28 protein-coding genes and 1 other RNA gene are annotated in these 24270 nt (G+C 63.1%); 12 read left to right on the top strand and 17 right to left on the bottom strand.

What is annotated here, in order from left to right; translation table 11 throughout:
• Positions 1–70: 70 nt before the first annotated feature.
• From D2V07_RS05035 to D2V07_RS05025, 3 genes are read right to left on the bottom strand one after another with little or no spacing between them, the layout of a single operon-like run.
• Positions 71–670, bottom strand: a complete 600-nt coding sequence (locus tag D2V07_RS05035; protein ID WP_119585389.1) for a hypothetical protein — start codon at positions 668–670, stop codon at positions 71–73.
• Positions 667–2034: a sensor histidine kinase gene (locus D2V07_RS05030; RefSeq protein ID WP_119585387.1), complete on the bottom strand. Its 1368-nt coding sequence runs from the start codon at positions 2032–2034 to the stop codon at positions 667–669. The genes D2V07_RS05035 and D2V07_RS05030 overlap by 4 nt, the downstream gene beginning before the upstream one ends.
• The gene (locus tag D2V07_RS05025) at positions 2031–2711 is read right to left on the bottom strand and encodes a response regulator transcription factor (protein WP_119585385.1); all 681 of its coding nucleotides are present in this window, start codon (positions 2709–2711) and stop codon (positions 2031–2033) included. The genes D2V07_RS05030 and D2V07_RS05025 overlap by 4 nt, the downstream gene beginning before the upstream one ends.
• A 159-nt stretch (positions 2712–2870) precedes the next feature.
• On the opposite strand from D2V07_RS05025, the gene D2V07_RS05020 reads away from it, so the two are divergent.
• Positions 2871–3476, top strand: coding sequence for a LuxR C-terminal-related transcriptional regulator (locus D2V07_RS05020; protein WP_119585384.1), 606 nt, complete (start codon positions 2871–2873; stop codon positions 3474–3476).
• Positions 3477–3629: 153 nt separating this feature from the next.
• Here the strand turns inward: D2V07_RS05020 and D2V07_RS05015 are convergent, their stop codons facing one another.
• The 6 genes from D2V07_RS05015 to D2V07_RS04990 are packed head-to-tail and all read right to left on the bottom strand — an operon-like array spanning position 3630 to position 8153.
• Positions 3630–4493 (bottom strand): kinase, encoded by an 864-nt coding sequence (locus D2V07_RS05015; RefSeq protein ID WP_119585382.1) that lies wholly within the window; start codon positions 4491–4493, stop codon positions 3630–3632.
• Entirely contained in the window at positions 4490–5443 is a 954-nt protein-coding gene (locus D2V07_RS05010) for a 2-hydroxyacid dehydrogenase (protein WP_119585380.1), read from the bottom strand. Before D2V07_RS05010 ends, D2V07_RS05015 begins: the two co-directional genes overlap by 4 nt.
• Before the next feature lie 13 nt (positions 5444–5456).
• Positions 5457–6002: an NUDIX hydrolase gene (locus D2V07_RS05005; protein ID WP_119585378.1), complete on the bottom strand. Its 546-nt coding sequence runs from the start codon at positions 6000–6002 to the stop codon at positions 5457–5459.
• Positions 6003–6023: 21 nt separating this feature from the next.
• Positions 6024–6698, bottom strand: a complete 675-nt coding sequence (locus tag D2V07_RS05000; protein WP_119585376.1) for a TPM domain-containing protein — start codon at positions 6696–6698, stop codon at positions 6024–6026.
• A gap of 1 nt (position 6699) precedes the next feature.
• The gene (locus tag D2V07_RS04995) at positions 6700–7551 is read right to left on the bottom strand and encodes a TPM domain-containing protein (RefSeq protein WP_233548247.1); all 852 of its coding nucleotides are present in this window, start codon (positions 7549–7551) and stop codon (positions 6700–6702) included.
• Positions 7548–8153, bottom strand: coding sequence for a LemA family protein (locus tag D2V07_RS04990; RefSeq protein WP_119585374.1), 606 nt, complete (start codon positions 8151–8153; stop codon positions 7548–7550). Before D2V07_RS04990 ends, D2V07_RS04995 begins: the two co-directional genes overlap by 4 nt.
• Before the next feature lie 149 nt (positions 8154–8302).
• On the opposite strand from D2V07_RS04990, the gene mscL (D2V07_RS04985) reads away from it, so the two are divergent.
• The 3 genes from mscL (D2V07_RS04985) to ssrA all read left to right on the top strand — a co-directional run bounded on the left by mscL (D2V07_RS04985) (position 8303) and on the right by ssrA (position 9718).
• The gene (mscL, locus tag D2V07_RS04985) at positions 8303–8773 is read left to right on the top strand and encodes a large conductance mechanosensitive channel protein MscL (RefSeq protein ID WP_119585372.1); all 471 of its coding nucleotides are present in this window, start codon (positions 8303–8305) and stop codon (positions 8771–8773) included.
• A 75-nt stretch (positions 8774–8848) separates the two neighbouring features.
• Positions 8849–9325, top strand: coding sequence for a large conductance mechanosensitive channel protein MscL (gene mscL / locus D2V07_RS04980; protein ID WP_119585370.1), 477 nt, complete (start codon positions 8849–8851; stop codon positions 9323–9325).
• A 49-nt stretch (positions 9326–9374) separates the two neighbouring features.
• Positions 9375–9718, top strand: a transfer-messenger RNA (tmRNA) gene (ssrA, locus tag D2V07_RS04975).
• Between the two features lie 49 nt (positions 9719–9767).
• Here the strand turns inward: ssrA and D2V07_RS04970 are convergent.
• From D2V07_RS04970 to D2V07_RS04955, 4 genes are all read right to left on the bottom strand, one after another.
• Positions 9768–10019 carry a hypothetical protein gene (locus D2V07_RS04970; RefSeq protein ID WP_119586064.1) on the bottom strand — a complete coding sequence of 84 codons (252 nt, stop codon included), beginning with the start codon at positions 10017–10019 and terminating at the stop codon, positions 9768–9770.
• Between the two features lie 119 nt (positions 10020–10138).
• Positions 10139–11389, bottom strand: coding sequence for an N-succinylarginine dihydrolase (locus D2V07_RS04965; protein ID WP_119585368.1), 1251 nt, complete (start codon positions 11387–11389; stop codon positions 10139–10141).
• Complete coding sequence (locus tag D2V07_RS04960) at positions 11386–12399, bottom strand: arginine N-succinyltransferase (RefSeq protein WP_119585366.1); 1014 nt, start codon at positions 12397–12399, stop codon at positions 11386–11388. Before D2V07_RS04960 ends, D2V07_RS04965 begins: the two co-directional genes overlap by 4 nt.
• A complete protein-coding gene (locus D2V07_RS04955; protein ID WP_119586062.1) occupies positions 12396–13607 on the bottom strand; it encodes a hydrolase in 1212 nt (403 codons plus the stop codon). The genes D2V07_RS04960 and D2V07_RS04955 overlap by 4 nt, the downstream gene beginning before the upstream one ends.
• Before the next feature lie 173 nt (positions 13608–13780).
• On the opposite strand from D2V07_RS04955, the gene D2V07_RS04950 reads away from it, so the two are divergent.
• Positions 13781–14206: a PilZ domain-containing protein gene (locus tag D2V07_RS04950; RefSeq protein WP_119585364.1), complete on the top strand. Its 426-nt coding sequence runs from the start codon at positions 13781–13783 to the stop codon at positions 14204–14206.
• Here D2V07_RS04950 and rsmA read toward each other — a convergent pair.
• The 4 genes from rsmA to D2V07_RS04930 all read right to left on the bottom strand — a co-directional run bounded on the left by rsmA (position 14191) and on the right by D2V07_RS04930 (position 19871).
• Positions 14191–15024, bottom strand: a complete 834-nt coding sequence (gene rsmA / locus D2V07_RS04945; protein WP_119585362.1) for a 16S rRNA (adenine(1518)-N(6)/adenine(1519)-N(6))-dimethyltransferase RsmA — start codon at positions 15022–15024, stop codon at positions 14191–14193. The two genes, D2V07_RS04950 and rsmA, sit on opposite strands and share 16 nt — an antisense overlap.
• On the bottom strand, positions 15017–15979 hold the full coding sequence (gene pdxA, locus D2V07_RS04940) for a 4-hydroxythreonine-4-phosphate dehydrogenase PdxA (RefSeq protein ID WP_119585360.1): 963 nt from the start codon (positions 15977–15979) through the stop codon (positions 15017–15019). The genes rsmA and pdxA overlap by 8 nt, the downstream gene beginning before the upstream one ends.
• A 6-nt stretch (positions 15980–15985) precedes the next feature.
• Entirely contained in the window at positions 15986–17332 is a 1347-nt protein-coding gene (locus tag D2V07_RS04935; protein WP_233548246.1) for a peptidylprolyl isomerase, read from the bottom strand.
• Positions 17333–17528: 196 nt separating this feature from the next.
• Entirely contained in the window at positions 17529–19871 is a 2343-nt protein-coding gene (locus tag D2V07_RS04930) for an LPS-assembly protein LptD (RefSeq protein ID WP_119585356.1), read from the bottom strand.
• A gap of 103 nt (positions 19872–19974) precedes the next feature.
• On the opposite strand from D2V07_RS04930, the gene D2V07_RS04925 reads away from it, so the two are divergent.
• The 7 genes from D2V07_RS04925 (at position 19975) to D2V07_RS04895 (ending at position 24258) form a co-directional block, all read left to right on the top strand.
• Positions 19975–21438: a leucyl aminopeptidase gene (locus D2V07_RS04925; RefSeq protein WP_119585354.1), complete on the top strand. Its 1464-nt coding sequence runs from the start codon at positions 19975–19977 to the stop codon at positions 21436–21438.
• Positions 21439–21447: 9 nt separating this feature from the next.
• Positions 21448–21603, top strand: a complete 156-nt coding sequence (locus D2V07_RS04920; RefSeq protein WP_119585352.1) for a DUF2256 domain-containing protein — start codon at positions 21448–21450, stop codon at positions 21601–21603.
• Entirely contained in the window at positions 21600–22037 is a 438-nt protein-coding gene (locus D2V07_RS04915; RefSeq protein WP_119585350.1) for a DNA polymerase III subunit chi, read from the top strand. The genes D2V07_RS04920 and D2V07_RS04915 overlap by 4 nt, the downstream gene beginning before the upstream one ends.
• 50 nt (positions 22038–22087) lie before the next feature.
• Positions 22088–22588, top strand: a complete 501-nt coding sequence (locus tag D2V07_RS04910; RefSeq protein WP_119585348.1) for a hypothetical protein — start codon at positions 22088–22090, stop codon at positions 22586–22588.
• Between the two features lie 124 nt (positions 22589–22712).
• The gene (ndk, locus tag D2V07_RS04905; RefSeq protein ID WP_119585346.1) at positions 22713–23135 is read left to right on the top strand and encodes a nucleoside-diphosphate kinase; all 423 of its coding nucleotides are present in this window, start codon (positions 22713–22715) and stop codon (positions 23133–23135) included.
• A gap of 138 nt (positions 23136–23273) precedes the next feature.
• Entirely contained in the window at positions 23274–23675 is a 402-nt protein-coding gene (locus D2V07_RS04900) for a nuclear transport factor 2 family protein (RefSeq protein WP_147366908.1), read from the top strand.
• Positions 23676–23856: 181 nt separating this feature from the next.
• A complete protein-coding gene (locus D2V07_RS04895) occupies positions 23857–24258 on the top strand; it encodes a nuclear transport factor 2 family protein (RefSeq protein ID WP_158586768.1) in 402 nt (133 codons plus the stop codon).
• Positions 24259–24270: the final 12 nt, after the last annotated feature.

Genomic DNA, 24270 nt, shown 5'->3' with positions numbered 1-24270 from the left:
GGGGAGGAAACGGGGGACTGGCCCGGCCGCGGAAAAGCGGGCGGGCCTTTTTTCATGGCGATGACAAAAGTCAGTTGGTGACGAGATAGAACTCGCTGGCGCGATCGCCCGCGTTGCGCACGCGGATGCTGTACCGGCTGGTAAAGATCGGGATCCAGCGGCAGACGGATCGTGCGGCCGTGGCAGGAGGGGTGCAATTGCGCTCTCCCTCGCCTTCGACGATTTCCAGTTGCAGATCAGTCCGCTCCACCGGGATGGCGACCACCTCGGCCTGCTCACCTGCGAGAAACAACTGCGAGGTTTCGCTTACTTCGCCCGGCGCGAGCATCCCCGAACGGTAAGCAGGTCCTAGCAATCTGCCGCGGAACGGCGGTGTTTCGCCTGCCAGGCCACGCTCGCGCGCGGCGGAGAGCCATATGGTGGCCCGGTTATCTTCATCATCCTCGGCAGGTCTTGCGCCAAGGTTCTGCAGTTGCACGGCAGTGTCCGCCAATTCCTGCGCGGAACCGTTGCTGGCAAAAGCCCTGTGCCCGCTTGCCAGCGCCTCTGCCACCTGTTCTGCCGGTATCGCGGGCGCGACCGCGTGCGGCTCCTCAACCGGTGCATCCTGCGCCGTCGCGACGCAGCCGGGCGATAGTACCAGCAGGCCAAGCATGGAGAACTTCTTCACGCTTTCGCTCCCCTGGAGATCACGAATTCGGCACCCGGATTACCGTCCTGGCATTCTACCTTCAGGCCGTGGCGCAAGGCAATGGCGCGGACGAGGGCAAGGCCAAGGCCGTGACCTTTTGTCTGGCCGCCGACGCGCACAAACCGGTCGAAGATGCGCGGCTTGTCCTCGTCAGGAACGCCGGGGCCGGAATCGCGCACGCGCAATTCGGGGCCGGGCTTCAAGGTTAGTTCGACGAAGCCGCCCGCGGGTGTGAACTTGAAGGCGTTGTCCAGCAGGTTGGAAACCATGCGGGTCAATTGCATCCGGTCGCCATCGAATTGCACGCCTTCGGCAATCTGCGCCTCGAACGCGATATCGGCGTCCGCGCCGCTTTCCTCGAACAGGTCCGCCAGATCGGCCACGAGGGCGGAAAGGTCGATGGATTCGAAGCCGGACCGGTCGCTGCGGCGTGCTTCGCTGGAAGCGATATCCAGCAAGGAATCGAGCATGCGTGCCACGCCGCGAATATCCTCGCGCGATTGCGCCAGCGTGGATAGCGTTTCGGAGTCCTCGCTTTCGGCAATGGCCTGGCGCAGCCGCATGTCGAGATGCATCAGCGGCGTGCGCATTTCATGGGCAATCTGGTCGGAGACATGGCGGTGGGCGGCGATCAGCCCGATGATCCGTTCTGCCATGGCGCTGCCGTTGCGGGCGAGCAGGCCCAGTTCGTCCTCGCTGCAATAGCCGGGAAATTCGATCTTGCCCGACTGGTCGCCCACTTCCGCGAAGGCGCGGTTCAGGTCATTCACCCGAGCGCGCAGGGCACGGGAGCTGACGATGCCCAGCAGCAGGATTGCCAGCAGCGCAATGGCCAGCCCGATCAGGAAAGCGCTGCGAAGGTCGCGCAGCAGCGCCGACTGTTCATCCGCGCCGTGGGCGACGACAAGGGTCAGACCTTCGTCGAGCTGGGTGGCGCGGGCGCGCGCTTCGCTCCCATCTTCGAGCATTATCGTGCCGCTGGCGGAATTTTCGGCCGAGAGGTTGGGCCAGCGCGGGATATCGCCTCCGACAGGCTGCCCGGTGGCATCGGCGACGAGATAGTGCCGGTCTGCCTGGTCGTAGGCTTTCATGGCCAGGCGGTCCTCGATCCGGTCGAGCAGTTCCTGGCGACCGGAGGAGGCGTATATATCGACAAGGCCGGCAAGATCGGTGTCCACCGCCTGCGTCAGTGCCTTGTCCGAAGCCTCGCGCACGTACCACTCCGTAGCAACAGCCAACATCGCGAACACGGCCAGCGCAAGCGCAATTGCTGCCAGGGTGAAGCGACCGGACAGCGATTTCGTGAATGACACGCGTTCTTCAGATAGCGGGAGGCCCATCATGCAGTCAGGCGATAGCCCATACCGCGGACAGTCTCGAGGCAGGGCTTTTCAAATCCTTCATCTAGCTTGCGGCGCAGGCGGTTGATGTTCACTTCGATGACATTCGTCTCGGGGTCGAAGTTCAGGTTCCACACGTTGCGCAGCAGCATGTCCTTGGTAACGATCTCTCCCGCGTTCTCGATCAGGTATTTGAAGAGATTGAACTCCTTGGGGCTGAGCGGGATGTGGTGGCCCGCCCGGTGCACGGTGCGTGCCTTCACGTGGCATTCGAAATCGCCGAACAGGATCAGCGCGCTTGCCTCCCTGTTGGTTGCGCGGCGATGCAGGGCGCGAAGCCGCGCGAGCAGCTCGTCCGGTTCGAAGGGTTTGGCCATGTAATCGTCCACCCCGGCATCCAGCCCCTCGATCCGGTTTTCCGCGCGGCCCAGCGCGGAGAGCATCAAGACCGGCACGGTCACGCCCGCTGCGCGCAAACGCGACACGATCTCGATCCCGTCGAGATCGGGCAACATGCGGTCGAGAATGATCACGTCAAATTCGTCAGAGCCGGCGCGGTGCAGGCCTTTCTCCCCGGTGTGTGCCAGTTCGATCGCCACGCCGTGCTCGCGGGCGCCATCACGCGTCGCATTGGCGATGACCTCGTCATCCTCGATGTAAAGGACAGACAGTTGCTCCATGGGTCTCCGGCTCGGCTCGCTTCTGTCGAATGTGCAACAGATCGCTTGTTTTGGGGAGTTACAAAATCCGTTATGCTGACCGTGTGAAAAATTAGTCTGGCTGTTGTCTTTGCCTTGCGCAACTATGCGGGCTAAAGGAGTGATGTGGTAGGAAAGATAATGAACGCTTCAGATCCGGCAGTGGTCGACCTGATCGATACCAGTCCGGTTGCATCCGTGGTCAGCGATCCGCGTTTGCCTGATAATCCGATCATCGCCTGCAACCAGCCCTTCATGGACCTGACCGGCTACGACGAAAGCGAGATCGTCGGGCGTAATTGCCGCTTTCTGGCTGGACCGGGAACGGAACCCTGGCTGACCGAAACGATCCGCCAGGGCGTGCGCGAACGCAAGCCGGTGATGGTCGAAATCCTCAACTACAAGAAGGACGGCACCCCGTTTCGCAACGCGGTGGTCGTCGCCCCCATTTTCGATGACGATGGCGAATTGTCGTACTTCTTCGGCTCGCAGGTCGAACTCGCGGAAGATGCTCAGGGGCCCAGCCTCACCCGCCGGATCAGGGCGGCGGAGAAGATCAAGGACCTCTCGAAAAGGCAGCTGGAAGTCCTGCAGATGGTCGCCAGTGGCCTGCGCAACAAGCAGATCGCCTGGGAGCTCGGCCTGTCGGAGAAGACCATCAAGATGCACCGCGGCATTGCGATGGAAAAACTCGGTGCGCAAAGCTCTGCCGAGATGATCCGTCTCGCCGTGGAAGCGGGCATTTAGGCCCACCCGCCGACTGGGCCAAAGCCCGTATTTCGTTTGCCCATAAGAGGCCTACATCGGAAGTGCATCGTGGCCGGATGCGCGAGGCCCTCTTTCCTTCCCCTCCGCCTCGGCACCCATTTCCTCCTCTCCGGCTGCGATGCACCTTCACCGTCAGCTTGGGGCCTGTACAGATATCGGCCTCTGATCGGGACCGATCTCGATCACCACGTCGGCACGCTCCGGCATCTCCGATAGCATGTGATGGGTGAGCCGTTCGTAATGGTCGCAGAAACGCGCCAGCGCAGCGTCATCCATAGTTGCCGTGGCATCGGGATTGTCTCGCCGTAGCTTCTCTTCCTGCAGGGCGCGATTGCGGCTGACTACATCGAAATCGTCCACCTTCAGCATCACCAGCAAGTCCAGCTGTTCGAACAGGCGGGCGTAATCCTCCTGCAACCAGTGATTGACGAGACCGCGCCAGATGCCGTCCGGATCCTCGACGCGCTCCAGTTCGTTTACCGGTTCGGCCAGCGCCGCGGCATCCTGCGGCTTTGCCCCAACGCACCAGCCTTCCAGCAGCAATACGTCGACAGGCCCGGTGATCCGCTCGGCTTCTTCCGCACGGTCGTCCCTGCTCTTGTCGAAGCGGGGTAGTTCCAGCGGACGGCCAGCCAGCATGTCCTCGATGATATGCAAGCCCAGACCCACGGCGTGGGTGCCTGGCACGCCGCGCGTGCGGAGTAGGGGATGAACATCCTGCGCCAGTTGCAGCCGCTGGGCACGGGTAAGGTAAAGGTCGTCTAGCGAGAGCGTCACCGCGCGGATCTGGCGGCGCGCCAGCAGCACTTCCAGGAACCGGCACAGCGTGCTCTTGCCCGTACCCTGAGCGCCATTGATGCCGATCACCAGCGGCGCACGCGAGGCAGGAAGGCGCGCGATGCGCGTAGCCAGCGGCTGCCAGAACTGCTGCACCACCTCAATATAGTCGGCGGGCAAGCCCTCGGCAGCGATCAGGTCGGTGAGGGGATCGTTCATGTGACCGGGTCGGGCAAGGGCTCGCCTTTGGCGAATGCATCGATGTTGGCCAGCGCGCGGCGGCCCATCGCCTCGCGCGCTTCGGCAGTGGCGCTGCCGAGATGCGGCAGCATGACAAGGTTCTCCAGGCCGAGCAGTTCGGGGGGTACATGCGGTTCGTCCGGATAGACATCGAGACCCGCACCGGCGAGATGGCCCGACGCGAGTGCCTGTGCCAGAGCGGCATGGTCCAGCACGGCCCCGCGCGCGGTATTGATCAGGTAGCTACCCGGCTTCATCGCGCGGATTGCTGCTGCGTCGATCAGGTTTTTGGTATGCCTCCCGCCTGGCACGTGCAACGACACGAAATCCGACTTTGCCAAGAGGGAATGAAGGTCGGCGCAGAATTTGGCATCCAGCGCCTCTGCCTCACGCTTCGCGCTGCGAGAATGATAGATGATGTCCATGCCGAAACCCATTCGGGCGCGCCTGGCGGTGGCCATGCCGATGCGGCCCATGCCGACCACGCCAAGCACCTTACCTTTCAATCCACTGCCGATCATGTGAGTGGGCCGCCAGCCGGTCCACCGGCCCACCCGCAGTTCGCGCTCGCCTTCACCGGCGCGGCGTGCGGTCATCAGCATCAGGGTGAGGGCAAGATCTGCCGTGGCATCGGTCAGCACGCCCGGCGTGTTGGTGACGGCGATGCCTTTCGCACTGGCAGCAGCGATGTCGATATGGTCGAACCCGACGCCGTAATTGGCGATCAGCCTGCACCGATCCGCCGCGGCGATTACCTCGGCGTCGATACGATCGGAGACGGTGGGAGCCAGCACGTCGAAGTCGCGCATGGCATCGGCAAGATCGGCCTGCCCAAGCGGTACGTCCGTTTCGTTCAGCACCACATCGAACCGCTCACGGAGCGTTCGCTCTACGACATGCGGCCAGCGCCTTGTTACCAGGACACGCACGACTGCAACCGCCTCATGACCCTGCGTCCAGCAACTTCGGTCCGAGCAGCAGCAGCATGCGGGTGTCAATAGCCACGTCCCCCTTGCGGAAGTCGGCGATGAACCTTTCGATCTCGGAAAGCCGCACGCGGTGGACCGTGATGTCCTCGCCCTCGACCCCTCCGCCTGCGGAAACCCTGGTCAGCCCGCTTGCCTTCAACAGCGTGAAGCTTTCGTTGGTCATGCCGGGGGAGGAGTAGAAGGCGCCGCAATCTTCCCAGGTCGCAGCTCGGTAGCCGGTCTCTTCCTCAAGCTCACGCTTCGCGGCGCTGAGAGGATCGTCGTCTTCCCCGCCATCGTCATCGCCGATCAGGCCGGCAGGCAGTTCCAGGCTGCGACGGTTCAGGGCTGCGCGAAACTGTTCCACCAGCAGCACTTCGCCGTCCTGGACAGCGAGGATGACTGCGGCGCGGATATGCCCGACGCGCGTGGCATATTCCCACTTGCCGCGTCTGCGGGCGGTGATCCAGTCGCCTTCCCAGAGGATTTGTTCGGGCGGGAGCTGGTTCGTGTCACTCATGATGACTGCGCTATCGCGGCGTTAGAGTTCGATCAAGCGATCCGGCAATTCGTTGCGATCGTCGTCCTGCCGGGGGAAGTGCTGCGCCAGCACCGCGCCAACGTCGCGGACCCCGGCGGCGATACCTTCGGCAATGCAATCCTTGCGAATTTCATCAAGCATGTCGGCCATGGCCTCGCCCCAGACCTCGGCTTCCACTTTCACATGGATCGGCTCATCCGCCACGATTTCGGCCCGATGTTCCTGCATGGAAAGGTAAAGCAGAACACCGGTGCGCCCGTGGGTGCGCCCATCGGCGCCGACCTTGAAATGGCGGATAGCTTCCTCGCGCACGCGCTGTTGCTTCACCGGTGAAGGGACCAGCGCGATCCGCACGGCGGGGATCAGCAGCAGCAGCCAAGTTCCGACAAAGGCAATCAGCCCCAGCGCGATGGTCATGCTGGCCGTTTCGCCGGTCGTCCACTCATGCTCCCACCCGCCGACAAGGCTGTCCCACAGGTCAAGGAATGGCGCGGGCAGGGCAGCGAACACGCTCATCGCGGTGAAGGCAATCGCGGCGGCCCACATCAGGGCGATATCGGAATATGCGTCCGAGCGCTGGGCCAGGACCGGCACGATCTCTCCGCTGGTGGAAAGTTCCGCCTCGCCAACGGCGTTCGACACGATGGTGTGCTGTGCTTCGTTGAGAATCGGCATGTTACCAACCTCCGGAGGCGCCGCCGCCCCCGAATGAGCCGCCACCGCCAGAGAAGCCCCCGCCGCCGCCAAAGCCGCCGCCGAAGCCTCCTCCGCCGCCCCAGCCGCTGCCGCCGGATGCGCCGCGGGCGATAGCCTTGCCAGCTTCCCACAGCATGATGTCGCCCACTACGCCGCCAACGCCGCCGCGGCGATAGCGCCGCTTCTTGCCCCCGCCGAGTATGGGAAGGACGAAGAAGAAGAAAATGAAGCCCAGCCAGATCAGCGTGCCGATTGGGAAACCGCCACTGCTCTGCCGTTCCTGGCTGGCCTGCTGCGCGACCTGCGCAGCCTCTTCAGGCGGCAGTTCAAGCTGCGTGATGATCTGGTTCGCGGCCCATTCGATACCGCCGGAGAAATTTCCGTCGCGGAAATAGTCCTTCATCCCCTCGACGTATTCGAAGGCCAGGCCGTCGGGAATGATGGGTTCGAGGCCATAGCCCACTTCCACGCGCACGCGGCGTTCGTTCGGTGCGACCAGCAGGATGATGCCATCGTTGTTCTCTGCATCGCCAAGGCCCCACTCGCGGCCAAGCTGGTAGCCGTAATCGGCAATGTCATAGCCTTGCAGGCTGTCGACCGTGGCGATCACGAACTGGCGCTGGTTCGCTTCCTCGAATGCGTCGAGCTGCTGCGTCAGGCGCGCTTCGGTCGCCTCGTCGATGATGTTCGCCTGGTCCACCACCGGCGCGGTGCCGCGCTCGGGGAAACTCGGCTGCGCGAACGCCACGCTCGCCGAGCACAGCGCCATAAAGGCGCTGAGCAGGACGATGATGTGCCGCAAATGCGGGCGAGGGTATGCTGCCAGCTTCACTCGCTGCGCATGTCGAGTTCGGGCGCGACTTCGGCGCCCTCGGTAGCCGCCTCGTAAGGCACCATGGGTTCCGCGCCGTGGATGATGTTCGCCCCGATGGTGTCGGGGAAGGTGCGGATCGTGGTGTTATACTGGCGAACGGCCTCGTTGTAGTCGCGAATGGCGATGCGCACGCGGTTCTCGCTGCCCTCAAGCTGCGTCATGAAACGGCCGAAGTTCTCCTGGCTGCGCAGCTCCGGATAGGCTTCTACCGAGACGAGCAGGCGCGACAGGGCGCTGCCGAATTCGTTCTGCGCGGCCTGATACTGCTGCATCGCTTCCGGATTGTTCAGGTCGTCGGTATCCACCTGAATTTCAGGACGCGTGGCAGAAGCACGCGCCTCGATCACGCCTTGCAGCGTTGCGCGCTCTTCCTCGGCGGAGCTCATCACGATTTCCTGTAGATTGGGCAGCAGGTTCGCGCGCTCCTGAAAAGCGGCTTCCACATCGGCCCACTTGGCCTTGGCATTTTCTTCCGCCGCGGGCACCGAATTGATGCCGCAGGCAGACAGCGCAAAAGTGCCTACGATGAGTGTGGCCACCTTGGCCAGACGAGTGAACATGACCCTGGAATCCCTCCGATGAACGCGGTGTATTGTTTATATAGCACGGCTGATGGCCTGTTCAAGGAATGCCACCTCCGAAATCGCGGGACACTCATTGGAGGATCGACGTTACGACCCTGTGCAACAAAAAGGGGATCGGACGAGACATGCTCACCGAATTCAAGAAATTCATCGCCCGCGGCAACGTGCTGGACCTGGCAATCGGCGTCATCATCGGCGCGGCCTTCGGCCGGATCGTCACATCGCTGAACGAAAGCATGATCATGCCGGTAATCGGCTGGATCTTCGGTGATATCGACTTTTCCAACTGGTTCATCAGACTGGGAGAGATCCCTGCCGACTACGACGGTAGCCTGACCAATTATGCCGAGCTGAAAGAGGCTGGCGTCGCGATGATCGGCTACGGCGATTTCATCACCCAGACCGTGGATTTCCTCATCATCGCGCTTGCCCTGTTCTTCATCCTGCGTGCCGTGAACCGCATTCTGGACGAGATGCAGGAAAAGCAGAAGCAAGCGGCCGACAGCTCTGCCGAGGGCGACATCCCGACCGATCCGCAGCTGGATGTCCTAAAGCAAATCCTCGCGGAAATGCGCGCCGAGAAGGCGCAGCCCTAAGACCACTTTCCAATTTGCCTGTATTGCGGCATCGACAGCCAAACGTTCTACGGGATCAGGAAAGGGGACTGGACGGTGCTCAAGGACTTCAAGGAATTCATCGCCAAGGGCAACGTGATGGAACTGGCCGTGGCGGTCATCATCGCCGGGGCATTTGGTCTGATCGTTGCCAGCATGACGGCGGATATCATCATGCCGATCGTCGGGGCGATCTTCGGTAACGTCGACTTCAGCGACAAGTACGTCGTGCTAGCGGGCGGCGACCTGATCGAGCCGGGCATGTCGCTGGAAGCTGCGCGCGAGGCTGGAGCCAACGTGCTCGCCTGGGGCAACTTCGTATCCACCGTGATCAACTTCGTGATCCTGGCTTTCGTGATCTTCCTGCTGGTCCGCTACACCAAGCGGGTCCAGGAACGGTTCGAGAAGAAGGAAGATGAAGCGGCCGCTGCGGTGGAGCCTTCCGGTCCGACAGAGATCGAATTACTCACCGAAATCCGCGATACACTGAAGGGCGGAGCGCCCGGAGCCCCGAGCAATGGCCCGATGGGCTAGGGCCCTGGATGGGGAGCGGTACTTGCTGTCCGCTCCCTGACCCGTGCTGTCACTTCACATTAAGCGATTATCGCCTATATGGGGGTTGCTCGCTTCGGCGGGCTATGGCGATAAATTGCGCCGTGTAATAGGTACAGCGGACCCGGGGGCAGTACCCGGCGGCTCCACCAGAATCGGCGGTTTTCCGCCAGTCCTGACGGGGCCGAACCAGGATCGACGTGTGCTGAAAGACGGCGTTTTTGCTCGGGCTGAGTAACCCGTAAAACTGTTCACAACACACAAGTGCCAACGATAACGAAGCACTCGCAATCGCTGCGTAATTTTAAGACCTAACGGTCTGAATTTACAAAGCTAAAGCGCGGTTGGACCCACCGGGCAACAGAAGCGGATTCCGGGGCTCCGGGGGTAGCTAGCAACAGAAACCCCCACCTTTTACCGACAATCAGATTTTCTCCGGGATCGCCTTCAGCGCCTCTTTCTCGGCCTTTTCGTACTTCAGGCAGTCGAGGATTTTCGCGCCGCCCAGGAACACTGCGCCGCTGCATGCGGCCATCAGCATCCAGCCGCCCCAGCCGGGGAAGCGATCGAGATAGTGCGTACCGCGGTCCATGGCGCCCAGCGCCAGAGCGTAGATGATCAGATAGGCTTCCCAACGGGTCTTGATTACGAACAGCCGGGAAATCTTCTTGAACATCATGTACCTTTCTTAACCCACACTATCGCAACTACCGTGCCAAGCACGCAGTTCCGCCATTTGTATGGTTAAGACAGGTGGGAGTGTAAGGCAGACCGACAGGGTGCCGGTCTCGCCGCTCAACCCAGCTCGTCGATTTCCAGAATTTCCAGCAGTTTAGCCCGCGCGGTGAGGACGGCGTATGCCAGTTCCTCGTCACCGATCTGGCCAATTTCAATGGTCTGCGGCCAATATCTGGAAATCACCGCCTCCATCCGGTCGGCCTTTGCCTCGTCCAGCATGAAACGGGGGTCGACCGCTGCCGGATCGGCAACGACCCGCAGACGCAGGCAGGCAGGGCCGCCGCCGTTGGCCATCGACTGACGAACGTCGACGACATGGACGTGGCGGATCGGGCCATTGCCGGCCAGCATGTCCTGCAGCCAGTTCCACACGTTGGAATTGTCGCGGCATTCCTCCGGCACGACGAGCGTCATTTCGCCTGAGGGCGGGGTAAGCAACTGCGCGTTGAAAAGGTAAGAGCTTATCGCATCGTCCAGACTGACGCGGTCGGCGGGGACTTCCACCACCTGCGTGCCGGGGCAGCGCGCCGCTATCGCTTCATAGGTGCCCGTCGGGTCGGCGAAGGCGAGTTCGTGGGTGAACAGCACCTGTTCGTTTGCCACGGCCACCACATCATTGTGAAACGCACCCGCCTCGATGGCCTGGGCGTTCTGCTCCACGAACAGGACACGGTCGGGATCGAGGCCATGGGTGCGGGCGATGACGCGGCTGGCCTGTTCGTGCTGGCGCGCGGGGAAACGACCGCCCGGCTTGCCGTAAACGAACACCTCCAGCCCCGGCCCACCGTGGCTATCGGCAAAGCGCATATGATTGGCCGCACCTTCGTCACCGAAGCACGACGGCACCGGGGCATGCACGGCGAAGTGATCGCTGTCGCCGAAGACCAGTCGTAGCTGCGCCAGGGTGTCGGGCCATTCGTGGGAACGGTGCGGCATCGTGACGAGATTGGCGACCGTCAGGTGGCACTTGCCGTCCGCGGTGTCCGGCGCGGGGCTGACGGTGGCGGCGTTGGCTGTCCACATCGAACTGGCCGACCATGCGCCAGCCATAAGTGCCGGATCGCTGTCATGATTCACCGCCAGCGCTTCCAGCCAACCGGAATTGGGACGGGGAAGCGGGACGAAGAACCCCTGTGCCAGTCCCATGGCCATGTTAGCGCGCATCTTGGCAATGCCCTGCAAAGCGGCCTCGCGCGGGAAACTCGCTGCACCGGCGTTCTTGGTTGCGGCAAGATTACCAAGGCTCAGGCCAGCGTAGTTGTGACTGGGGCCGACGATGCCGTCGAAGTTGATTTCCTGCAGGTTCATCGGGCGATGCTCCACACCCTGTCCCCTGTGCCGACACCCAGCAGTTCGGCTGACTGGGCATCGATCGCTATGGCATCGCCGCGAATATCGCGGGCGCCATAGCAGCAACGGAAGTCTTCGAACTCTCCGGCTGCGATCAGCGCCTTTTCGCCTTTCTCCAGCGTGTCTTCATCCACTTCGCCGTGGTGGGCACATGCGATGGATCGCACCTTGTCGGTATCGGCCAGCATGGTGGGGCCGCCATCGAAGATGTCGACATAGCCCTGATAGGAGAAGCCCTCGTTTTCCAGCATGCGCATGGCCGCGCGGCCGCTGGGGTGGGGCAGGCCGATAACCTTGCGCGCTTCCTCGTCCAGCATGGCGATGTAGACCGGGTGCTTGGGCATAAGGTCGGCGATGAACTGGTTGCCGTGGATGGCGTTGAATTCGTCCGCTTCCTGAAAGCTCATGCCGAAGAACTTGCCGCCTATGGCGTCCCAGAAGGGGGAGCCGCCGCGTTCGTCGATAATTCCGCGCAGTTCCGCCAGGATACGCTCGCCAAAACGGTGCCGGTGCGCCGCGATGAACAGGTAGCGGCTGCGCGCGAGCAACATGCCGAGGCCCCCTGCGCGTTCCCCCGGATGCAGGAACAGGCCACCCACCTCGCTGGTGCCCTCCAGGTCGTTGACCAGGCTGAGCAGTTCGGCGGAAACCGTGCGGTCCAGCTCTTTCGAATACTGCGTCAGGCGGTTGATGCGATAGGAGTAGAAGGGCCAGCGATGGCCTACAGCGGTAAACACCTGGCAGGTGCCCCGCACGACTTGCGTTTCGGTATTTTCCAGCACCAGCACAAAGGTTTCGCCGACGATCTCGTCACCCCTTCGCGCAAAGGCCGTTTGGGAGCCTTCGAGCTTGCCGGTCAGCGAGTTGCGGTCGGGCGGTAGGTTGGTGAAACCGCCGCCTGTCAGCTTTGCCATTTCATACAGGTGCTGCAGGTCTTCCATGCCTGCGGGGCGGATGACGAAGCTCACAGCATGTCTCCCGTCGCGAGCCGGTGCAGCACGATGGCGGAAAGTTGGGCGCGCTCGGTGAGCGAGGGGACGATCATGAATTCGTCGGGCGAGTGGATCTTGCCGCCGCGCACACCCATCGTGTCCACCACCGGCACGTGGTTGGCAGCGATATTGTTGCCATCGCAGACACCGCCCGTGCTTTGCCAGCCGATCGTGTGACCCAGCGCGGCACCTGTGTCGCGCACCAGGTCGAAAAGCTTCTGCGCCTGCTCGTCCACCGGCTTTGGCGGACGTGAGATGCCGCCGTGCAAGGCGACCTCAACATCGTGTTCGCTTGCAAGAGCATTTACCAAGGCATCGAGATTGCGGGAAAATTCCTCGGCAGCCTCGGTAGTCTTGGGACGAATATTGAAACGCAGCACGGCATGGTCGGGCACCACGTTGTTGGCCGCGCCGCCGTCGATCTTCGCAGGGTTGATAGGCAGGTCGGCGTGCTGCATCGCCTTCAGTCGCACGGCGCAATCGGCAGCAGCAACGATGGCATTGCGACCGTCCTGCGGATTGCGACCGGCGTGAGCGCTCCGGCCTGTAAAGGTGACGCTGTAGTTGCCGCTGCCCCCGCGTGCATGGGCCAGCGTGCCATCGGGCAGGGCGCTGGGCTCGTAGGTGAGAGCAGCGAACTTGCCCCGGGCAAGCTCGTCGATCAGTGCGGCGGACGACAGCGATCCTGTTTCCTCGTCCGCGTTGATCATCACGTCATAACCGATGCCGGCGGCAGCATCGCTGGTTTCCAGCGCCATCAGCGCTTCGGCAATGATCGCGATGCCGCCCTTCATGTCAGCGGTGCCGGGACCGTTCAGGGTCTCATCGTCCAGCCATGCCTGCTCCTGAAACGGATGGTCTGCCGGGAACACCGTGTCCATGTGACCGGTGAGCAGGAAGCGGCGTTTCGCTTCTGGTCGCACGCGGCATACCAGGTGGCGACCATGGGGTTTTTCCGCCTCTCGCCCCTCTGCATCCACCACCGTGACCGGGGCCGGATCGTGAAGGGTCACCTCACCCGGAAGCGCGGCAAAGGCTTGCGCCAGTTCCTGCGCCATGCGGGCCAGCCCTTCCAGGTTACCGGTGCCGGAATTGATGGCTGCCCATTCCTGCGTGCGGGTCAGCATGCGCTGCTGGTCTATGCCGGAAACGAGATCGCGTTCTGTCTGGGAAAGTGGTTGCATCCAAAACGACATGACCTCTCGGACCGCGCAATGCAACTCCCACACCCGATGACAAGCGCGTTAATGAGGACGCGAAGGCTTCCGCCCACGGTAGGGCTTGCTTCGCGACATGCTTTACCAAGTCCTAATGGTTTCCATCCATAAGGGAAGGCCAACCGTTCCCAGGGGATGCCATGCTGGCACACAGCCAACAGTCCAGAACCGATCAGCGTGAAGCCGTGATGCTGAATGCGCGCGTGGTTGATTCGCGCGGCAGCCGCGGGGCCCGCATTTCCGATGTGAGTATTCGCGGCCTGCGTGGTTCGATGGCGCAGCCGCCAGAACGGGGTGAATTCATCACCGTACACTTCGATTCCTGCGAACTGGCGGGCCAGGTGCGCTGGGTGGACGGACGCCGCTTTGGCGTGCGCCTGAGAGAGCGGGTCGATGCGCGCCTTCTCACGGGTGGCGGCAATGCCAGGCGTCAGGCGGGCAAGAAGCTCGATCCTGTGAGGATCGAGGAAGACACATCGATGAAGGGCGTCATCATCACCTATTCCGTGCTCGGTCTCACCGCTCTGTCGACCGCCTATCTGATCGTGACCTACGTGATTTTCTGATCGCCCATCGCGCGGGCAACGGCGACAAATTCCTCCACCGTCAGCGTTTCGGCGCGGCGGGTGCTTTCGATTCCGCACGATTCCAGCGCGGGTAGGGCACCCGGCAGACCTTTCAGGCTCTGTCGCAGCATCTTGCGGCGCTGGCCAAAGGCGGCCTCCGTCAGGCGTTCCAGCACCCTGGCGCTGACCCCGGACGGTGCCTCGCGCGGTTCCACGTGGACAATCGCGCTCATTACCTTGGGTGGAGGCGTAAAGGCGCTGCGGTGAACCTTCATGGCCAGCTTGGGAACAGCTCGCCACTGGGCCAGCACGGCAAGACGCCCGTAGGCGCTGGTGTCCGGCCTTGCCACGATCCGCTGGGCGACCTCCTGCTGAAACATCAGGGTCAGGCTTGTCCAGTCAGGTGGCCAGTGCTCCCCTCCCATCCACCTGGTGAACAGCAAGGTGCCGATATTGTACGGCAGGTTGGCCGCGACCGCGAAAGGTTCGCCCATCAGCTGCGCGTGATCGAGGGCGAGGGCATCGCCCTCGAGCACGCGCAGCCTGTCGGGGAAAGCCTCCTGCAATTCCGCCAGCGCCGGGATACAGCGGCTGTCACGTTCGATGGCGGTAACGCGAGCGCCAGCGCGGAGAAGGGCGCGGGTGAGGCCGCCGGGACCGGGGCCGATTTCCAGCACGGCATGGTCATGGAGGTCGCCGGGAATGGCGGCGATGCGATCCAGTAATTGCTCGTCGAACAGGAAGTTCTGGCCCAGCGCCTTGCTGGCAGACAGGCCGTGCGTCGCGATAACCTGGCGGAGGGGAGGGAGGTCAGGCATCCGCCCGCCGCGCGGCTATTTCGCCTGCCATGCGGATGGCGGCGATCATGGCGCTGGCCCGTGCCACGCCCTTGCCGGCGATATCGAAGGCGGTCCCGTGATCGGGCGAGGTGCGCACGATGGGCAGGCCGAGGGTGACATTCACGCCTTCGTCGAAGTCCAGAGTCTTGAGCGGCACCAGCGCCTGATCGTGGTACATGGCGATCGCCACGTCGTAGCTGCCGCGCTTGTGCGGGGCGAACAGCGTGTCGGCAGGGTGCGGGCCGGTGGCGTCGATCCCCTCGCCGCGTAGCTGCACGATGGCAGGGGCAATGATCGCGATTTCCTCGCGGCCCATCCGGCCGTCCTCGCCCGCATGGGGATTGAGGCCGGCAAGGGCAATGCGGGGGTTGGCGATGCCGTAGTCGGTAACAAGGGAGCGGGCGACGATACGGGTGCGCTCTACGATCAGCTCACGGGTCAGGCGACCGGGCACCTCCGCAAGCGCGCAATGCACGGTCATCGGCACGGTGCGCAAGCTAGGCCCCGCCAGCATCATCACGGCATCGTTGCGCGGCGCGCCGCAGGCATCGGCGCAAAACTCGGTCTGGCCGACGAAGGTATCGTCCACCGCGTAGATTGCCGCCTTGGAAACGGGCGCGGTGACCACGCCGGAGGCCCTGCCCGTCCGCACCAGTTCCAGGGCCTGCGACAGGGCGGCGCGGGCCAGCATCGCACCGTCCCGGGTCGGTTGTCCCGGCAGGTAGTCGGCATCGACGTCTGTTTCGGCGATCAGGCTGTCAGGAAAGGAAATGCCAAGCGCGCGGCCAGCTGCCTGCATTACCCTTGCGGAACCGCAGACTACGAAGGCCGGAAGGCGCAGCTCATCGCGCCGGGACCATGCTTCGAGTACGATTTCCGGGCCGACCCCTGCCGGGTCGCCGATAGTGACGGCAAGCGGCAGGGGGTCGGGCACGGCGGATCAGTTGTATTCGATCACCGCATCGCGGCGAAGGTCGCGCAGGTAACGCTGGGCGCGGCGGTTGACGCGTTCGTCTTCCAACTGGGCCATGATCTGGTCGGTGCTGGGACCCTGCGCTTCCTGCGGATCGTCACGGCCACACAGCATCAGCACACGAATGCCTTCGGTCAGGTCGCCGAACGGCGGGGTGGTCTCGCCCAGGTTCAGTTGCAGCACGATCTGCTGCAGCGCCTCGGGCAACTGGCGCACGGTGATCTGGTCGTTATCCACCGTCTGGGCGCCGATGGCAGCGGCACGAAGATTCGCGTCGCCGCAGCCGTTCATGTTGCCGACGGCTTCGATGAAGGCAGAGCCGCGCTCTTCCGCCTCGGCCTGCGGGGTGCCAGCGGGGAAGTTGATGCTGATCTGCTTCAGGCTGAGCACGGCATCGCGCGGGTCCGCCATGCCAATCTGGCGCTGGTCGATCAGCAGCAGGATGGAATAGCCGCCGGGAATTTCCAGCGGACCGACCAACTGGCCCGGTGTCATCTGCTGCGCTGCGGCTTCCAGCGTGGGCTGCTGCAACTGTTCAAGACGGATCCAGCCAAGGTCACCGCCGACAATGGCGCTGGAGGCCTGCGAGTACTGGCGGGCATAGGCGACGAAGCTGCCGCCAGCGCGAAGCTGTTCGATGATCTGGTTGGCGTTGGTGCGCACCTGCTCGCGGTTGGCGCTGTTGGCCGACAGGAAAATCTCGCCAAGCCGGTATTCGGTCGACCCGCGTGACGCGTTCAGGCGTTCCACCAGTTCGTTGACCTCACCTTCGGAGACATTGACGAAGGGCTGCACATTGCGACGCAGAAGGTTATCCCACGCCAGTTCGCCCTGGATCTGTCGCTTGATCGAGCGGGGGGAGGAACCGATCGAGGTGAGATAGGCATCCAGTTCTTCCGTGCTCATGCCGCGCGCTTCGCGAGCGAATCGTTCATAAGCGGCATCGACCTGTTCCTGCGTAACCTGCATGTCCTGCGCCGCGGCTTCCTGGACCTGCAGCGTTTCGTCGATCAGGTTGCGCAGCACCTGCAGGCGCAGGCGCTGGATTTCCTCGGCGGGAAATTCCTGGTCCTGCGCGGAAAGGATCAGGGCGACGCGGTGATCCACGTCGGTGCCGGTGATGATGTTGCCGTTCACGCGGGCCGTTGCGCGCCGGACATTGGGATCCTGCGGTTCTACCACGAAGGAAATATCGTCAGGCAGGTTGAACGCATCGGAGCCGGCAACTTGCACGCCCTGGGCATGGGCACCGGTGGCAAGCAGCGCGCCGGTGATGGCGGCAGCGGAATATTTCAGCAGTTTTGTCGCAAACACGATCAATCGTTACCTTGTCTTGTATGCAGGCCCTTCTGGCGAAGGTACCCATGTGCAGGATGGGCCAATGACCATTGCCGGCTTAACCCTAGCTGAGCCGCCACTCCCTAGCCAAATGATGGGAGCCTGCCAATGACCCCGGTCAAAAGCGGGGCAAAACCCGATCGAGGCTGCCGGGGGTGGGCGCGGCAGGCGCCTAGTTGAAGCCGATGTTGCGCAGGTTGAAATAGAGGCGGAAGCTGCTGCCCGATTGCGCGTCGGCCAGCTGGATGTAATCGCGCCGCCAGGTGAAACCGAACTCCAGGCAGTCGTCGGCATAGGCAATGCCCAGCCGCGTGCGCAGCGGTTCGAAGCCGTCGGCCACGAGGGTCGGGTCTTCGATACGGTCGGTCAGATTGACGACGGCTGAGCCGAACACGGACCAGTGGCGGGCAAAGGCCACCCGGCCTGCGAGGCGGATTTCCTCGCGGTCCTGCAAATCCTCCAGCCGGAAATCGATGTCGCGGTTGAGCTGCAGGTAACCCACTTCGATATAGGTGCGGTCGCTGCCCACGGTCGCGTCAATCTCGTTCCGCCGCACGGCGAAATTATCCTTGTCGAGCCGGAAGCGGTGGGTGAATTTCAGGAAATCCTGATAGCGCACCTCGGTGCGGCCCACGAAGTCGGACCACTGTTCGTTCAGGCCGGTGCCGTCCGGAAACAGGTCGAAGGCATCGTTCAACCGGTACGACTGGCCGATGTTGGTCTTGAAGCGCCATCCGGGCAGATTGACCTGCCAGTCGACGCCGTAGGTCATCCGCACGCCGTCTTCGACTCGGTCGTATCCGGGGAAGCGGTTGAGGGCGAAGAGGTTGGAATCCTCCAGGTCGATGGCGCGCGCGTCCTCGTTGGGAATTTCCAGATTGCGGATCGAGGGGGAGGCCACGAACTGCACGCGGGGGGTGAGGATCTGCGATCCGCCCATGAAGTCCCCGATCAGCGGCCACTTCACGTCAAGCGCCGCCGTGGCGACGCCGCGCGCCTGCCAGCCCGCCTCACCGCGATAAAGATCGACCGATGTCAGCAGGTTGTCGGTGGAATGGTAGATGTCGCCGCGCACCAGACCGGTGAGGGTAACCTCCTGCCCCATTGCCGTGATGCGGCGCAGGTCCCAGCGGGCACGCGCAAAGGCCCGCTGTGTATCCTGCCCCTCCGCGCGGGTGATGGCGAGCGTGTTTGCCTGCAGCTCCACCTGTCCGCCCAGCAGAGGGTCTTCGAGGCGGTAGCGCGCATCGACCAGTGGCAGCGCGAGCGGCACCTGGCCCTGATCGGTGCTGACCAGCAGTGCCTGCGTGGCCCATCCGGCGATGGACACGTAGGAATTCTCGTCCTGCCTGCGCAGTTCCACTACCGACCGGATGCGGTCTTCCCGGCTGATGTCATAGCGGCGCAGGAAGGTGCGGTCGCTGGCGTAACGGATGGAGCCTTGCGCGGTCCAGTGGTCGCCAAGCTGGAAGCGGCCATTGGTGAAGAAGTAACCGCGCACGTCCTTTTCGCTGGAGGCCTGCACGGCATTGAGCGGAATGCGCGAACCGTATGTGGCGTAGGCGGTGACCTGGAATGCACCGTTGCCGGTCAGGTGGCGATACTGGCCCGAGATCATCGGCGCCGCTTCGGTGTAGATGTATCCCGATAGCGTCAGGTCGCGATTGTCGGCCAGGCGCCAGTAATAGCTGTCGGTAATCTCCACGCCGTTCGATGCGGTCAGCCCGATGTCGGGAATAAAAAAGCCCGAGCTGGCGCTGCCATCCGCACTGACGGTGAGGCCGGGCAGGGGCAGCACGCGCGCGCCGAAAAGTTCGAGGTAGGCGTCGCGGAAACGGATGCGGGCGGTATCCTGGTCGTAATAGACCCGTTCGGCCGTCACCCGCCAGCTGGGGCTCTTGTCGCAGCCGTCGGCATCGGTAACGGCGCAACTGGAATAGACCGCGCGCGTCAGTTCGATATCGCCGTTGTCGGCCCGTGCGGCCTGCTGTGCCGCCAGCCTGCCGCCCTGCCTGAAGGCGAGCAGCAGGTTGTCCATCGCGCCCGCTTCCAGCTCATCAGTCAGCACCAGGCGGTCGGTGAACAGCTGGTTGCCGTTTTCGTCCACCAGCCGGATCGAACCGGTGGCGACAATCTCCCCGGTCATGCGATTCCAGGTGACGGCGTCAGCGCGCACCGACTGGTCGCCCGAGCGCAGCACCACGTTGCCGGCTGCGGTGATGGTATCGGTGTTCTGGTCGTACCGCAGCTCGTTCGCTTCGAATGCAATTTCGCGCGGATTGCCGTCCGCGTCCTGCGCGGAGAGAATCGAATCGTCGATCAGGGGGAAGCCCTGTTCCTCGTCATCGCCCGGTTCGGGTGTCTGCACGGGCTCTATCGCCGTCTCTGCGCCAGGGGCGGCCCCCTCCTGCGCCAGGGCAGGGGCAGGGGCATACAACGCCAGCGCTGCCGCTGCGCCGACAAGCGACACGCGGAGCGGACAGTCAGGCAACGCGGGAAGCAGGCCGGGGAGCATGGCTTGCCTATTGCACCACGCGCACGTAATCGCAACGCCAGCTTTGACGCGCTGCCCCTCTGCGCAGCGCAAAACCCGAATTTCCGACAGGAGCCCCCGATCTATGGATATCGAATTTCGCGACTCACCCGAAACCGGCAGCCCGCGCATCGTCGCCCGCATCGTGGAGCAGGACAAGCTGCCCGGCGACCTTCCCCTGACCATCGCCGAGGGGGCCAAGGCCACCCGTTTTACCGGCAAGGCGGGCCAGGTATTCGACGGGTTCGCGGATGAAAGCGGAAAACTGGTGCGACTCGCGCTGGCGGGCTCGGGCAAGAAGGACACCGAAAGCCGCCACGCGTCACTGGAAAAGGCAGGCGCTGCCCTGGCGGCGAAATACCTCACCAGCGGTGAAACCGAGATTGCCCTCGATGCCGCATCCAGCGGGCTCGATGCTTCGGAAACTGCCGCTGTGCTGATGGGCGCCCGCCTTCGCTCGTGGCGCTGGGATCACTATCGCACCAAGCTGCGCGACGAACAGAAGCGCACGCTGACCAAGGTCGTTGTGATCGGTGCGCCCGATGGCGCAAAGGCCGAATGGGAAGACGCCCAAGCCGTGGCCACCGGCGTCGAATTCACCCGCGAACTGGTGGCGGAGCCTGCCAACATCATCTACCCCGAAAGCTTCGTGGAACGCTGCGCCAAACGCTTCGAGGGTACGGGTGCCGAACTGGTCGTGCTCGACGATGCCGAGATGGAAAAGCTCGGCATGGGCGCGCTGCTGGGCGTTGGTCTTGGCTCGGCACGCCCGTCCCGCCTGCTCGCCATCAAGTGGATGGGCGGCGCGAAGGACGAGGCGCCAATCGCCTTCGTGGGCAAGGGCGTGACGTTCGACACCGGCGGTATCTCGCTGAAGCCCGGACCCGGCATGGAAGACATGAAGTGGGACATGGGCGGCGCGGGCGCCGTGGCCGGCGCGATGCTGGCGCTGGCTCTGCGCGAGGCCAAGGCGAACGTCATTGGCGTTTGCGGCCTCGTCGAGAACATGCCCGATGGCAAGGCGATGCGTCCGGGCGACGTCATTACCTCCATGTCCGGCCAGACCATCGAAGTGCTCAACACCGATGCCGAAGGCCGCCTGGTGTTGTGCGACGCGCTGACCTGGGTGCAAAAGGAGTTCAAACCGGCGCGCATCGTCGACCTTGCCACGCTGACCGGCGCAATGCTGGTAGCCCTTGGCATGGAGCATGCGGGCGTTTTCTCCAACAACGACGATCTGGCGGACGACCTGCTGCACGCAGGCAAGCAGTCCGGCGACAAGCTGTGGCGCTTCCCGCTCGCGCCGGAATACGACAAGCTGCTCGACAGCCCGATTGCCGACATGAAGAACATCGGCGGACGCTATGCCGGATCCATCACCGCGGCGCAGTTCCTGGGCCGCTTTATCGAGAACGATACGCCCTGGGCGCACCTGGACGTTGCCGGCATGGTCTGGGCCGACAAACCCGGTGCGACGTGGGACAAGGGAGCGACCGGCTACGGCGTGCGCCTGCTCGACCGCTTCATCCGCAACACCGTCAAAGGCTGAGCAAGACCAATGCCGAAGATGCGGCGCAAATCCGACCTTCCGTCGAAGATTTGCGCCGCCTGTGGCCTGCCGTTCACCTGGCGCAAGAAGTGGGAGCGGGACTGGGACAACGTGCTCTACTGTTCCGAACGCTGCAAGCGCTCCAGGGGGCAGACCTCGGCATGAGAGTGGATTTCTACCTGCTTTCCAGCGACCCCGTGCCCGCCGCGGTCGCCCTGCTCGCCAGCAAGGTGCGGCAGGCGGACGAGCGGCTGCTAGTGGTGGCAGACGACCTCGCGCTGCTGGAAGAGATCAGCCAGACGCTGTGGGACGCGCAGCCCGAGGCATTCCTCGCCAATGGCATCGCGGGCGACGAGCACGACGCTGTACAGCCCATCCTGCTTTCGGATGACATCGCGCCCGCCAACGGTGCCCGCTTCCTGCTGATCGCCGATGGCCGGTGGCGCGAGCCGGGAGAGGCTTTCAGCCGCGTGCTCTACCTGTTCGATCAGGATACCATCGCCGGGGCACGCCAGACGTGGAAGGCACTGCAGGACCGCGAGGGGATGGAGCGAAAGTTCTGGAAACAGCAGGCCGGGCGCTGGGTCGAGGGGCCTTGACCTTCGCGCCTGCCGGGCGGACAGTCGCCGGGTTTGAAACGGGGGAAATCATGCGCACACTACTTACCCTCTCCGCAGCGGCCCTGCTGCTTTCTTCGTGCGGCGGCGCCGACGAAGCCACGGTCGAGACAGCGGACGGAGAATCCGTCGACTACAGCGTCGATAGCGACAATGGCGATACGCAGATCCGCATTTCCGGCGACAATGGCGAGGAAATGGTGATCAATTCGGGCAGCGGCGCCGCCAGCGACCTGCCCGCCGGCTATTCGCTATATCCCGGTGCGAGCGTCGTTCAGACCACCAGCATGAACCAGGGGGACGGGCAGGGCGCGCTCGTCATCATGGAAAGCGATGCCTCTCCGGCAGAGATGGTCCGGTTCTACCGCCAGCAGGCGGAGGCGGCTGGAGTGCAGATCCAGATGGAAATGAACGCCAACGGCACCATGATGATCGGCGGTGAGAGCGAGAGCGGGGGCACGTTCAGCTTCAATGCCTCGCCATCTTCCAGTGGCACGACAGGACAACTGGTGGTGGGGCAAAGCCTGAACTGACGGCGCCCAATTCGACGCTTCACGAATTGCACTGCACGCAAGCCGTCTTGCCCTGCGCAGGCGGGGGCGCTAGTGCGCGCGCGAATTCACAACAACAGAACAATTCTTCGCAAAGGAACTTTCCATGGCGGCTACCCGCACTTTCTCGATCATCAAGCCTGACGCAACGCGCCGCAACCTGACCGGCGCGGTTACCAAGATGCTGGAAGATGCTGGCCTTCGCGTCGTTGCATCCAAGCGCATCCAGATGACCCGCGAGCAGGCCGAAGGCTTCTACGCCGTGCACAAGGAACGCCCTTTCTTCGGTGAGCTGGTCGATTTCATGATCAGCGGCCCGGTCGTGGTGCAGGTGCTGGAAGGCGAAGACGCCGTGGCCCGCAACCGCAAGGTAATGGGCGCCACCAACCCTGCCGATGCCGATGAAGGCACAATCCGCAAGACCTATGCCGAAAGCATAGAGGCAAACTCTGTCCACGGGTCGGACAGCGAAGAAAACGCCAAGACCGAAATCGCCTTCTTCTTCGACGAGGACGAAATCGTCGGCTGATCGCCCGCACCCCGTACTTTAGAACGGCGTTCCAATCCCCCTCGACTGGTGGTATGTTTCCCACCGGTCGCAGGGGGATTGTTTTTTTCAAGACGGTTTTCCCGGCGATTGGCGTGCCTGACGGCAAGATCGCGGGGGGTGTCCGTGTTTTCCTGGCTGACGAAATCGCGGTTGCAGACGGCAAGGGCCTTTGTCGAGGCGATGAATGGCCGCGATTTTGCGCAAATCAAGAATTACCTGGCGGACGACGTTCGCTTCATCGACAGTTCCGGCAGGGAACTGCAGAGCGCGGACAAGTGCCTGGAACTGTTTCATCGCCTGCTGGCGACTGCCCCGGACCTGCAGATAGAAATCGGCGCGATTGCCGAGCGTGGCAACGATATCCTCATTTCCGGCCGATCGAAGACAAGCACGGCGGAATTGCGCGGTGCCAGCCAGTGGAGGGCGAAGGTCGAGGGCGGAAAGATCATCGAATGGCAGATGTATAGCAACCGCCTTACACCCTCGCTGATCCTGCTTCTGATGAAGGATGAAAGCTGATTGCTTCTCGGCGCGCGAATTCGGCGCGCTGTCTCCGAATGCTCCCGATTAGAGCCGAATCGGTTGTTCATGCTATGCTTGTGCAGACAGAGGCGTGCCATCGTTCGTCTTTGGCTCTCGGTTTGACGACTTGGGGAGACTGCAAATATTCGAATTCCGGAAACATCGGCCCGAAGCAGTCGTGCAGCAATACATTGCTGCCCTGAACGCGCGCGATGCGCGGATCATCGCAGACCTGCTGGCGGATGATTGCCGGTTGGTGGACAGCGCGGGCGGATGGATCGAAGGGCGCGACAATGGGCTGGCGTCTACCCGGGCGTTTTTCGAATTCGACTCCGAATTCCACATCGAACAAGAAGATATTGTGCTGCGCGGCGACGAAGTCCTGGTGCGTGGACGGGCGAAAGCCAGCAACCCCCAGCTTGCGAGCGACAGGTTATGGCAGGCCAGGGTCCGCGACGGAAAGTTATCCTACTGGCAGAGTTTCGGAGAGGATGCCTTGCCGCTGGCCCGCATCCTGATGCCGGAGCAGGCATATGTGCCGCAAGACTCGGGTAAAGTCGCACGCTCCGACCTGAAATAAGCCGAGGCGCGG

The organism is Aurantiacibacter zhengii, from assembly GCF_003584125.1.
GTDB lineage: Bacteria > Pseudomonadota > Alphaproteobacteria > Sphingomonadales > Sphingomonadaceae > Alteraurantiacibacter > Alteraurantiacibacter zhengii.
Note: the sequence above shows the minus strand (reverse complement) of the source record. Positions and strands in the feature narration are given on the sequence as shown.

Bases quoted from the DNA above. Each gene is read 5' to 3' on its own strand.
- D2V07_RS04965 (WP_119585368.1), bottom strand. From the start codon at position 11,389: ATGAACCTGCAGGAAATCAACTTCGACGGCATCGTCGGCCCCAGTCAC.
- D2V07_RS04930 (WP_119585356.1), bottom strand. From the start codon at position 19,871: ATGCTCCCCGGCCTGCTTCCCGCGTTGCCTGACTGTCCGCTCCGCGTG.
- D2V07_RS05000 (WP_119585376.1), bottom strand. From the start codon at position 6,698: ATGCCGATTCTCAACGAAGCACAGCACACCATCGTGTCGAACGCCGTT.
- D2V07_RS04970 (WP_119586064.1), bottom strand. From the start codon at position 10,019: ATGTTCAAGAAGATTTCCCGGCTGTTCGTAATCAAGACCCGTTGGGAA.
- D2V07_RS04950 (WP_119585364.1), top strand. From the start codon at position 13,781: ATGCTGGCACACAGCCAACAGTCCAGAACCGATCAGCGTGAAGCCGTG.
- ndk (WP_119585346.1), top strand. From the start codon at position 22,713: ATGGCGGCTACCCGCACTTTCTCGATCATCAAGCCTGACGCAACGCGC.
- D2V07_RS05005 (WP_119585378.1), bottom strand. From the start codon at position 6,002: ATGAGTGACACGAACCAGCTCCCGCCCGAACAAATCCTCTGGGAAGGC.
- D2V07_RS04920 (WP_119585352.1), top strand. From the start codon at position 21,448: ATGCCGAAGATGCGGCGCAAATCCGACCTTCCGTCGAAGATTTGCGCC.
- D2V07_RS05030 (WP_119585387.1), bottom strand. From the start codon at position 2,034: ATGATGGGCCTCCCGCTATCTGAAGAACGCGTGTCATTCACGAAATCG.
- D2V07_RS04925 (WP_119585354.1), top strand. From the start codon at position 19,975: ATGGATATCGAATTTCGCGACTCACCCGAAACCGGCAGCCCGCGCATC.
- D2V07_RS05015 (WP_119585382.1), bottom strand. From the start codon at position 4,493: ATGAACGATCCCCTCACCGACCTGATCGCTGCCGAGGGCTTGCCCGCC.
- D2V07_RS04910 (WP_119585348.1), top strand. From the start codon at position 22,088: ATGCGCACACTACTTACCCTCTCCGCAGCGGCCCTGCTGCTTTCTTCG.
- D2V07_RS04955 (WP_119586062.1), bottom strand. From the start codon at position 13,607: ATGCAACCACTTTCCCAGACAGAACGCGATCTCGTTTCCGGCATAGAC.
- D2V07_RS05020 (WP_119585384.1), top strand. From the start codon at position 2,871: ATGAACGCTTCAGATCCGGCAGTGGTCGACCTGATCGATACCAGTCCG.
- D2V07_RS04915 (WP_119585350.1), top strand. From the start codon at position 21,600: ATGAGAGTGGATTTCTACCTGCTTTCCAGCGACCCCGTGCCCGCCGCG.
- rsmA (WP_119585362.1), bottom strand. From the start codon at position 15,024: ATGCCTGACCTCCCTCCCCTCCGCCAGGTTATCGCGACGCACGGCCTG.
- D2V07_RS04990 (WP_119585374.1), bottom strand. From the start codon at position 8,153: ATGTTCACTCGTCTGGCCAAGGTGGCCACACTCATCGTAGGCACTTTT.
- D2V07_RS05025 (WP_119585385.1), bottom strand. From the start codon at position 2,711: ATGGAGCAACTGTCTGTCCTTTACATCGAGGATGACGAGGTCATCGCC.
- mscL (WP_119585372.1), top strand. From the start codon at position 8,303: ATGCTCACCGAATTCAAGAAATTCATCGCCCGCGGCAACGTGCTGGAC.